Origin of the sequence: uncultured Agitococcus sp. (assembly GCF_937920075.1) — a bacterium.
GTDB lineage: Bacteria > Pseudomonadota > Gammaproteobacteria > Pseudomonadales > Moraxellaceae > Agitococcus.
In genome coordinates, this window is record NZ_CALETI010000157.1 from 1 (window position 1) to 10,999 (window position 10,999).

At 47.8% G+C, this 10,999-nt stretch carries 8 protein-coding genes; 5 read left to right on the forward strand and 3 right to left on the reverse strand.

The features are described 5' to 3' along the window. Positions 1 to 16: 16 nt before the first annotated feature. On the reverse strand, positions 17 to 571 hold the full coding sequence (locus Q0212_RS05890) for an AraC family transcriptional regulator ligand-binding domain-containing protein (protein WP_297923526.1): 555 nt from the start codon (positions 569 to 571) through the stop codon (positions 17 to 19). Positions 572 to 801: 230 nt separating this feature from the next. Here Q0212_RS05890 and Q0212_RS05895 point away from each other — a divergent pair, with 230 nt between their 5' ends. Genes Q0212_RS05895 through Q0212_RS05915 form a run of 5 tightly spaced genes read left to right on the forward strand, consistent with a single transcriptional unit; the run spans position 802 to position 9,204 of the window. Beyond that, positions 802 to 1,647: a hypothetical protein gene (locus Q0212_RS05895; RefSeq protein WP_297923529.1), complete on the forward strand. Its 846-nt coding sequence runs from the start codon at positions 802 to 804 to the stop codon at positions 1,645 to 1,647. A 10-nt stretch (positions 1,648 to 1,657) separates the two neighbouring features. Beyond that, positions 1,658 to 3,301: a GH3 auxin-responsive promoter family protein gene (locus Q0212_RS05900; RefSeq protein ID WP_297923531.1), complete on the forward strand. Its 1,644-nt coding sequence runs from the start codon at positions 1,658 to 1,660 to the stop codon at positions 3,299 to 3,301. Next, positions 3,298 to 4,389: a hypothetical protein gene (locus Q0212_RS05905; protein WP_297923533.1), complete on the forward strand. Its 1,092-nt coding sequence runs from the start codon at positions 3,298 to 3,300 to the stop codon at positions 4,387 to 4,389. The genes Q0212_RS05900 and Q0212_RS05905 overlap by 4 nt, the downstream gene beginning before the upstream one ends. A gap of 5 nt (positions 4,390 to 4,394) precedes the next feature. Then, on the forward strand, positions 4,395 to 5,507 hold the full coding sequence (locus tag Q0212_RS05910) for an efflux RND transporter periplasmic adaptor subunit (RefSeq protein WP_297923535.1): 1,113 nt from the start codon (positions 4,395 to 4,397) through the stop codon (positions 5,505 to 5,507). A 1-nt stretch (position 5,508) separates the two neighbouring features. After that, entirely contained in the window at positions 5,509 to 9,204 is a 3,696-nt protein-coding gene (locus Q0212_RS05915) for an efflux RND transporter permease subunit (protein WP_297923537.1), read from the forward strand. Here the strand turns inward: Q0212_RS05915 and Q0212_RS05920 are convergent. After that, a complete protein-coding gene (locus Q0212_RS05920) occupies positions 9,201 to 10,535 on the reverse strand; it encodes a flagellin (RefSeq protein WP_297923539.1) in 1,335 nt (444 codons plus the stop codon). The genes Q0212_RS05915 and Q0212_RS05920 overlap by 4 nt on opposite strands. Positions 10,536 to 10,673: 138 nt before the next feature. Then, positions 10,674 to 10,865 carry a hypothetical protein gene (locus Q0212_RS05925; RefSeq protein ID WP_297923541.1) on the reverse strand — a complete coding sequence of 64 codons (192 nt, stop codon included), beginning with the start codon at positions 10,863 to 10,865 and terminating at the stop codon, positions 10,674 to 10,676. Between the last annotated feature and the right edge of the window lie 134 nt (positions 10,866 to 10,999).

The following is a 10,999-nucleotide window of genomic DNA, read 5'->3' on the forward strand; positions in this document are numbered from 1 at the left end:
GAAATAAGCATTAAATCTATAAAAAGTAGATTTGAGTAAGACTTGTGGAACGGTGATGGCTTAAACTATGTGCTTGAAAATGGAGACTTATATGTTTAGTAATTAAAGAAACCAGATTATATAAACTAGATAAAAATGCTTGTGTAACAAAGGCTTCGATTTCATGGAGTGGTTGACGATAGGATAGTTTGACAGAGATATAGTCGCTTTCTTGGCATAATTCTAAAGATAATAACGGCAAACGTACTTGTAAATAGTGAAAAATATTGGTCATAAATTCACGAAACGGTAAACGAGTCAAAAAAACATAACCAAATAAGCCATGTGTTAACAAATCTAGTCGTTGACCATAACGTATGCCTGCACAAGATAATCCTGTTAGACCGATATATCGGCTAACAATGGCGCGTACTTGATAAACCGATAAATAGGCTTCAGGATTTTTTAGAATATTTGGGCTAATGCCACAATCACGTAATAACAACTCAGGTTGGATATTTTCTTCGAGCATTTGCTCGGTTAATTTGCTGAGGTAAACGACAGGCAAAAAAGGTAAATCATTTATATTCATAGTGTCGAATGTTTATTGTTTTTTATTTGTGCTTAGTGTACGCGCGCAATAAAGATAGGGCTAGTTTTTGTTGTCCGCTTGGCCGTTTTTGCAAAACAAATGGCCGTTGCAGCGGATGACTGGTAGTAAAAAGGCGACGAAAATAGATAAACAATAATAAATAGTGTTCTAACACTTAATACCTATCTCGCTGGACATTTAAAGTCCACAATCAACAAGAAGAATTTATCATGAAAAAAGCCATTGCTGTACCTGCATTAAAAGCTGTTTATTGCCCGATTAGCAAAATTGATGTCCATGATATTCGCCAAATGTATGGCATTTATAGTCAATACTATGAGCGTACCTCTTGGGATATTTTCTTGCGTGATTTAAGCAAAAAAACCGGTGCATTTTTATTGTCGTGTCCAAAAGAAGGACGAATTGTTGGTTTTTCGACGATTTTGGTTATAGATATGGTGGTTCAAGGTGAAGCTGCACGTGGTGTATTTAGCGGTGATACGATTATTGAACGTGAATATTGGGGTTCTAGAGCCTTACAAGTGGCGTTTTATAAATTTGTTGTTTTAGAAAAATTACGCCATCCACGTCAGTCAATTTATTGGTTATTGATTTCTAAAGGCTTTAAAACTTATTTGTTATTAGCCAATAATTTTACGACTTATTATCCAAACCCAGAAGGTAAACATGACTATTTAGCAGATGTGGTTGATGATTATTGCCAACAAATGTTTGCCGAATATTATGATGCCGACAGCCGTATTTTAGATTTTGGTACAGATTATCAATGTTTAAAGGGTGATGTTGCCGAAATTACCGAAAAAATGTGTCGTGATAATCAAAAAATTCGCTTTTTTGAAGAGCGTAATCCTGATTGGCGTCGTGGTACAGAATTACCTTGTGTAGGCGTTTTGGATTTCGAAAATCTGTCAAAATACGTTCTAAAATTTGCTAATAAGGCAGTTAGCAAAGGTCGTAGGGATGCTATACAAACGGCAAAACCTGCATTTAAAGCAGAGGTTGAACCTTTGCATCGTACTTTAGCAGAAATTACGCCATTACAACGTCGCGCTTAAGGAGTGAATCATGTTAAAACGACTCACTCATCAAGCATTAAAATTGGCCTGTCTGCGTGCAGACCGTGATTTTCGTGGTCAAGGTCAGCAACTCGAACAAGTCCAACGTCAAAAATTGCAGCATATGCTGCAACAAGTGGCCAGTGTTCAAAATAAAGCACGTAGTTTAATTCCAACATGGGAAGAGTATGCTCATCAGCAGCCAGTCACACGTTATGCACAATGGCAAGAGCAAATCCATGCCCAACGTCGTGGTGAGAGTCGTTTAACCAGTAGCCCTTTAGTGCGTTATCAGCCAACCAGTGGTTCATCCGAAAAACTAAAGCTAATTCCGTATACCAAAACATTTATTGACCAATTAGATGCTGCGATTGCTCCTTGGTTAGCCAGTATGTATCGCCAATATCCCAAAATGGCCAATGGGACTCATTATTGGTCGGTGTCTTGGTTACCACAAAGTCAATTTGCCGATTTAAGTGGTAATTTAAATGACGATAGCGAGTTGTTGGGCGTAGTGAAGCGTGTATTAGCAGCTCAATCACAAGCTGTGCCTGCCGATGTCGCTTTGGCTGCAAGTGCGGACGATGCCTTATTTGCCACTTTGTGTTATTTGGTTGCTGATCGTCAATTACGTTTATTGTCTGTTTGGAGTCCAACGTTTGCTTTGCAATTATTGGATGCATTACCTGTTTGGGCAGATGGCATTATTGACGTTTTGCAAAATGGTAATTGGCGTAGTCGTCAACAGTCTTTAAAACAATTAACAGCCCCTTATGCACCCAATCGCGCCCAAGAATTAAAACGTATTTTGGCTTTACCCAAAGCCTTTTGGACAAGCGAGTTGTGGCCAGATTTAGCGTTGGTTTCGGCTTGGGATACTGCTGATGCAGCGCCTTGGGCTGAACAATTACAGGCCTTAATTCCTCATGCTGCGTTTGAGGGTAAGGGTTTATGGGCGACCGAAGGAGTGGTCACTATCCCTATAGATGGCCATTATCCATTAGCCTATCAAAGTCATTTTTATGAGTTTGAAGATTTAACCAATGGCGGAATTTTGGCCAGTTGGCAGTTGAAAGAAGGCGATGTGGTTAGCCCCATTATTACCAGTGGCAACGGTTTATTACGTTATCAGTTAGATGACCGTATTGTTGTCAGTGAGTTTTGGCAGGGTGTCCCTTGTTTTAAATTTTTAGGTCGTCGTTTTGGTGTGGATATGGTTGGTGAAAAAATGTCACCTGATGCCGCACGTCAAGCTTTAGCAACGGTTGCCCAAAAATATGAGCTAGAGCCAGTCAGTTTATTAGCAGTACAAGGTTTTGAGCAATCAAAACCTCGATATGTGGCGTTGTTTAGTGATGCCCATTTATTTACCCATCAACAATTACGCCAAGATGTTGCTCAGGCCGTTGAACAAGAGTTACGTGGACATTTTCATTATGAATTAGCCCGCGATTTACGTCAGTTGGATGCCGTGGTCGCAGTGGTTGCTAAAGATGGTTGGCGTGTTTGCCAAGATGTTGCCATAGCAGGTGGCATGATTGAAGGTAACATTAAACCAGAGCCAGTTCGCCGTGTGCAACGTCAAGCCTTACTAAATATTGTACCAAGTTTACAAGCAGAATTAAGCACTGTGTTATGGGAGCGGGCATCATGACCACGTTCGATATTCGCTTAGCAACAGCCAGTGATAACGCAGCGATTTTAAAGCTAATTGGTCAACCGCAGCCCTCTAATGGGGTGCAATTTGCCTTTGAGCGTTTGCCTGATTATTTCAATTCTGCACATATTTCCCATCAGCAACCGCATACATTGGTTGTTGAACGTCGTGACAATAAAGAAGTCGTGGCGATGGTAAATATGGGCTTTAGAGAGGTTTTTGTTGATGGTCAGCCCAAGCAAATTCGTTATGGTTCAGATTTGCGTATTGCACCCGAATATCAAGGCAGTCGAGTATTAATTTATATCAATCGTGCCGTAAAAGATTGTGTGCAAAATGATTGGTATCAATCGGTTATTTTAGAAGAAAACGATAAATCTCGTGGTGCTTTAGAAGGTGGCAGGGCAGGTTTACCCTTGTTTAAACCCATGGGCAGTATTTTGACCCATACCATTACGGGTATTAAACAAACGACGCAAATACCTAATTTACAACGTGCTTCTATTACCGATGTTGATGAGATGAATGACTTTATTCATCAAATGTCGGCTTATTATCAATTTTTACCAAACTATGATTTTCGAGAATTGGCCATTGGGCATGGTTATTATAGCGGCCTGACTTTAAATGATTTTTTGTTGCTACGTGATGAAAAAAATCAAATTCGGGGTTTAGTTGGTATTTGGAATCAAAAAGCCTTTAAACAAACCAGAGTATTTGATTATAGCCGTACTGTCGCCTTATTTCGGCCATTTTATAATTTGTGGGGCTTGTTGCGTGGTGGTTTTATTTTGCCCGCCAAAGGCCAAACTTTTGATTATATGGCCTTGCATTCGCCATTAACCGCTCCCGATGATAAAGAAGCATTTAGCATTTTATTACACAACGCGTGGCAAGCAGTACGTCAACAAGGCAAACGAGCCATGACGCTCACCTTATCTGAGTTAGATCCGCGTTTAAAGGTGTTAGAAGAGTTTAGCAGTATTCCGTTAAAAGCCTATCAATATACCGCAGCTTTTAAAGAACAATTTTTACCGAGTTTAGATACGCAGCGTATTCCTTATTTTGAAAGTGGGAGGTTGTAAATACAATGACAGCAACACACTGGCAGCAATATAAAGGACAAATTGGCTTATGGGCGATGGTTTTGGCCGTATTATGGTGGTGGCCAGAAGAATCAACGAGCAAATATAGCCCAAGTGAGCCCTTTATCGAGCTAAGCTCAGTGGATGTGGTCACGGTAAAAAACACCCGTATCGCTCAAGATATTGCAGTGACAGGTACAATTGCCCCTGTACGTCAAACCATCTTAAACGCCCGTGTGTTAGGTGAAGTCAAACAAGTGTTTATTCGTGAGGGGCAATCGGTAAAAGCAGGGCAAGTTTTAGTCGTCCAAGATGATCGTGATTTAGTGGCTCGTTTACAACAAGCCGAGGCGAGTCTATTAACCGCTAAAGCGGAGTTAGCTTTAGCTCAACAAAATTTAGACCGTATTAAGCCGTTACAACAACAAAATTATGCCTCAAGCAACGATTTAGCTAATGCGGAACGTCAAGTCGATATTCGCCACGCACAAGTTAAATCAGCCGAAGTCTCGGTTATTCAAGCCAAACAACAATTAGCCGATATGGCAGTGCGCGCACCTTATGCAGGTACAGTGTCTGAACGTTTAGTGGATGCAGGGCAGAGTGTTGCGCCCAATACACCGTTATTAAAATTAGTTGATTTAAGTCAAGTTGAATTGGTTGCTCAAGTCGCAGCTACCGAAGTTGCGGCAATTAAAGTTGGCCAAGTGATTTATTTCACCGCAGATGGTTATGCCGACCAAACTTTTGCAGGGCGTATCACGCGCATTAATCCTGTCGCCAAAGCAGGTAGCCGTCGGGTTGATGTTTATGCCTTAGTCAATAATCAAAAGGGCTTATTACGCGGTGGTTTGTTTGCCAAAGGTTATGTCCGTGACGATCAAGCTCAACAAGGTGTGGCTGTACCATTCTCTGCGGTGCAAGAGCGTCAAGGGCAAAAAGTGGTTCACGTCATTCGTGATAATCGTTTAGTGGCTCAAGAAGTGAGTGTTGGCCGTCGTGATGAAGCAAAAAGTTTAGCACTGGTCACAGGCTTACAAGCGGGTGAGCGCATTTTGTTGTTGCCACCCTTGCCACAAAACGAAGGACGTATCGTCCGTTTTAAGGACGGTCGTTAAGATGTGGTTAACCCGTTTATCTATTCATAATCCTGTTTTAGCCACCATGATGATGTTGGCGTTAATGGTATTGGGGATTTTTTCGTGGCAAAAACTCAGTGTTGAAGAGTTTCCCGATATTGAATACCCCTATGTGATGATTGTCACCGATTATCCAGCCGCGTCACCCGAAGCCGTTGAATTAGAAATTACCCGCAAATTAGAAGATAGCATCAATACCATTGCAGGGGTACGGCGGATTATTTCTACCTCTTATGAAGGCCGTTCTCGCATCGCTGTAGAGTTTGATTTAGGCGTACCCATCACCACTGCCGTACAAGATGTCCGTGATAAAGTTGCCACAGTAAAAGTTAAATTTCGTCCCGAAATTAAAGACCCATTGGTTGAGCGTTATCGTCCCGAATCTTCGCCGATTATGTCGATTGCTTTTCAGGCACAAAACTTATCAGCACGCGAATTAACCACCGTTGTTGAACAACAAGTGGTCAGACGTTTACAAAGTGTGACCGGTGTGGGTAAGGTGGAAGTCGTTGGTGGTGTACGTCGAGAAATAGCCATTCATTTACAACCAGAACGGATGCAAGCACTGGGTGTTGGGGTAGGTGAAGTATTAGCCGCGTTGCGTAGTGATAGTGCTGATTTACCGTCTGGTACAGTGGTTAATGATGTACAAGAAAAAGTAGTCCAAGTTGAAGGCCGAATGATTGAACCACAAGACTTTGCGCGCTTAGTGGTAGCGATGCGTGGTCAATCACCTGTGTATTTAGAGCAAGTTGCCGAAATTAGTGACAGCGAACAAGAAGCCCAATCCTTAGCGCTAGTGAATGGCCAACGAGCAGTCAGTATTGATATTGTCAAAATGACGGGTGCGAATACCCTAGCAGTGGTTGATGCGTTGCGTGTAGCCTCTGATGAATTGCGCCCCAACTTACCAACAGGCGTAAGTATGTTGGAAGTGGCAGACAGTGCCAAGTCGGTACGTGCCTCTTTAAAAGAAGTGCAGTCGACCTTAATTGAAGGGGCGATTCTAGCAGTGACAGTGGTATTTCTCTTTTTAGGCTCATGGCGTTCAACCGTAATTACCAGTTTAACCTTGCCAATCGCTTTATTAGGTGCGGTGTTTGGTTTATATCTGTGTGCCTTAACGCTGAATACCATGACCTTAATGGCGTTATCGTTGTGTATTGGTTTGTTAATTGACGATGCCATCGTGGTACGTGAAAACATTGTCCGTCATGCGGCAATGGGCAAAAGCGCTTATCATGCGGCTATGGATGGCACACGCGAAATTGGTTTGGCGGTGTTAGCGACGACTTTAACCATTGTTGTCGTCTTCTTACCTGTCGCCTTTATGGGCGGTATTATTGGCCGTTTCTTTTATCAATTTGGTGTGGCGGTTGCTTGTGCGGTATTGCTGTCAATGTTTGTCAGTTTTACCCTCGACCCGATGTTGTCGAGTATTTGGCACGACCCTGATGGCCATAAAGCACCACGTTCCGAAGATGAAAAACTCAATAAGTTTTTGCAGCGTTTTGAACAACATAAAAAGCCAAAAACGCTGATGGGGCAATATGTAGAAAAATTTTTAACATGGTTTGATGTTAGCCTAGAAAAATTTGGTCAACAGTATGCCCGTGTCATTCGTTGGGCATTAAATCATCGCCGTGAAACCTTAATTGTGGCTTTTGCTTCCTTATTTTTAGCGTTCTTTTTGGCAAAGTTTGTCGGTAAGGAGTTTGTACCTGAGCCTGACTTGAGCGAAATTAGTGTTAAATTAGCCACACCCGTTGGATCATCTTTAGCCTATACCCAACAAAAAGTTGAGCAAATAGAAGCGGTGATTCGTAGTTATGACGGTGTACAAGCCACCTATGCCACCATTAACAGTGGCATGGATGCGGGCAAAAACAAAGTCGGTATTCGTGTGCGTTTAGTGCCTAAAAAAGAGCGTAAAGTCAGCCAAAAAGAATTGGTCAGCATTTTACGCCAACGGTTAAGCCAAATGGCAGGAGTTGAAATTAGTTCGGTAGCTGCCGCCAAAGAATCAATTAGTGGTGGCTTAAAACCGATTCAAATTTCCTTGCAAGGCCAAGACCTTAATCAATTACGTACTATTGCCGAAGAGTATCAAGCCAAAGTCAGCAAAATTGACGGTGTGGTTGATTTAGAAAGCTCACTCAAAGCGGCACGTCCTGCCTATGCCATTAAAGTTGACCGTGAAAAAGCGGCAGATATGGGCGTATCCATTAGTCAAATTGGTACAGCGTTACGGCCTTTATTGGCAGGCGATGCGGTCACCACTTGGCAAGATGCCCAAGGTGAAAACTATGATGTGCGTGTACAACTATCACAAACAGACCGTCAAAACCGAGATGATATTTGGGCTTTACCCTTAACTAGCAATCGTTTAGTCAACGCCAATGGTCAACCTGAAATGGTGATGTTGGGTGAAGTAGCGAGAATTGATGATGCCCAAGGTGCATCACAAATTAATCGCCGTAACTTATACCGTGAAGTGTTGTTCTCGGCGAATGTTCAAGGCCGTCCTGCGGGTGATGTCGGGGCAGATATGCGTGAAGTAGCCAGTCAAATGCAATTGCCATCAGGTTACCGTTTCCAAATTCAAGGCCAAAACAAAGACATGGATGAGTCTATGGGTTATGCCAAAACTGCGTTAATTTTGGCGGTGTTGTTTATTTATTTTGTGTTGGGTGCGCAATTTAATAGCTTTATTCATCCCTTAACGATTATGTCTTCATTGCCTTTATCGTTGATTGGTGTGTTTTTGGCGTTGTTTGTTTGTCGGAGCACGCTCAATATTTTCTCCTTAATCGGTATTGTCATGCTTATGGGCTTGGTGACTAAAAATGCCATCTTATTGGTCGATTTTATTCAGCATTCAATTAAAGAAGGTATGAACCGTGAACAAGCCATTTTAGTGGCTGCACGCACCCGTTTACGTCCCATTTTAATGACCACGGCGGCGATGGTGCTGGGTATGTTGCCGATGGCGATTGGTGCAGGGGATGGCGGAGAAATCGAAGCGGAGTACCGCCCGACAGACTGGGACTTGAGCGAAGACGAAGCCGAGAATGCAAGGCTGAGAGCGAGCCTTCAGGCAGAGGTTTCTGCCGCGATTGCGCCTTGGGTATCGCACTTTCGATCGCTCGGCTTCATACGCGCGGACTTCGCCTCATTCGGAGAAAGTGGCGAGCTTGTCAGCGATGCGACAGAACCGGCCTTCTACCTGGTTCATCGTGCCGCCGAAGCCGACCTGCCGGTGAACGAGTTGGCTCAATTTCCGGAAGCTCGGGTTGAGCTGGCATCCATTCCGGGTGCGACCCTCACGCTGTCAGTCCATACCGCGCCTATAAACGCTACGATGCTGTTTGACACCATGCAACGCGGTGGTGGCGGCGCGGGTCAATGGGGTGGCGAGGCAACGCCGCAATGGGCCCCTGCGCCTGACGAGGGCCGGAATGAGTGGCTAGGGCGGGTCTGCCTACCCCGGCCTGTCCTGGGGCGGCTGGCAGCAGCCTGGCGTCGAAGCGGCGCGGCCGGGCGATGCCGTGGGGTGGTGTCGTCCGGCGGCGTCGGACATCTCTCGGTCCGCGGGTTCTCTTCGCCCGAGGGCACAAACGAAAACGGCGGGGTTTCCCCCGCCGTTCCGATGTCTTGTTTTGCTGTCCGCTATTAGCGGAGGAGCTGGAGAACGCTCTGCTGCGACTGGTTGGCCAGCGCCAGCGCGGACACCGCGATCGACTGGCGGGTCGACAGCGCCTGGCTGTTGGCCGCTTCCTCGTTGGTGTCGGCCAGCGTCAGGTTCGACGAGCCGGTCTGCAGCACGTTGATCAGGTTCTTCGAGAAGTCCTGACGGATCTGCACGATCGACAGGTTCGAACCGAAGGCCGACGCCTGCGAGCGGAGCTGGCTCGATGCGGTGTTGAGGCCGCTGACAACCTTGTTGACGGAGTCGTTGTCCTTGAAGTCGCCGGCTTCGCCGCCGCCCGCGACGCGCCAGTCGGTGAGCGTCGGGCCGTCGTTCGCGGGAACGGCGTTCGGGCCGACCGCCGTGCCCCAGTCCTGCATCGTGCCGCCGACGTGCCACGGCACGCGATCGTCGACGTCGATGTTGTAGAACTGCGCGAGCGGCAGGTCGGGCGAGAACCAGGTCTTGCCGCCGTCGAAAGAGAGGTCGACGCCGCCGTCGTTGCCCACGATCATGCGACGCGGATCCTTCGGGTCGATCCACGCGTCGTGGCGGCCGAGGAACCATGTGACGGGGATCGGGATGGCGGCGATCTCTCGCTTGGCGTCGCCGACGAAGGCGAGGCCGTTGCGGATGAGGTCGTCGGCGTAGGGGTCGCCGTCGAGGTTGATGCCGAGGATCGCCGCCGGGCCGAGCAGCGCACCCACGAGCGTCAGGTCGGTGGTGGGCGACGCCAGGTCGAACCGCATCGACATCACCCGACCCTCACGGTCGCGGAAGCACCGCCAGCCGCCGTCGTCGGTGTAAGGCTCCTCGACCCAGCCCCAGGTGCCGCCGCCGGTGTCGTAGCTGCTCTCGTACTGCGGACAAAAGTGCTCCTCGCGGACGCCGCTGAAGTGCAGGCTCGCCGACGCCGCCTGGCCCTTGATCGTGCCGCTGGCGTCGAGCGTGAGCTCGGGGTGCTCGGTGGCGAGCCAGCGTGCGTAGTGCAGCGGCCCGGCGGCGCCGTGCGTTCGCACCTCTTTCAACGTCGCCGCGTCGACCGACGTGGCGGTGTCGTCGCCGAGCCCGATCCAGGCGCGCCCGCCGACGAAGCCGGCCAGCGCGCTGTACATGCGGTTGACGAAGTGCGGTGCCCGGCCCAGCAGCACCTCGCCCGGGCTCAGCAGCACGGGCCGCTGGCCCTCTGCGGCGCTGAGCACGCGCACCAGGCCGCACCTCCCGAGCGCCGGCCCCCAGCACCGAAACAACGCTGCCAGCAGCAGCTGCTGCAGCGCCAGCCGAGCAACGCCGCGCACGAGCTCGTTGGCGTCAGTCATGCCAAATCATGAAGCCGCAGAACGCCGCCACTAGCAGCAGGGCGACAAGTAACATGTTAAAGCCAAAGCCCGACAAGCCGGCGTTGCGCTCCGCGCGTTGCCGCTCGATCTCCGACAAGTCCCATCTTTCGAGGCGCATCAGTTCAGCTCCGTTGCTACGGCTTTGCGCAGGGTCGCGCAAAAGCGCTCGACCAGGTCCGCGCGCCCTTCCGGCGCGGTGGTGTTGATGATGGCACCGGCAAGACTGCCGACGGCCACAAGCTCGTCGCGCGCGTCGGCTTCCTCCGGCAGCGCTTGCAGCAGCGAGCGCATGATCTCGACCGAATCCATGGCGGCCTCCCTCGAATAGGGGACGCCATAGACGTGAGTCGGTTCCAACGCGCCAGCCGCATCTTTTACGGGCTCCCCGGTTGTCCACCGCTCAATGACGGCAGTCCGGTGACGCGATAGCGGCGCTCCATAGC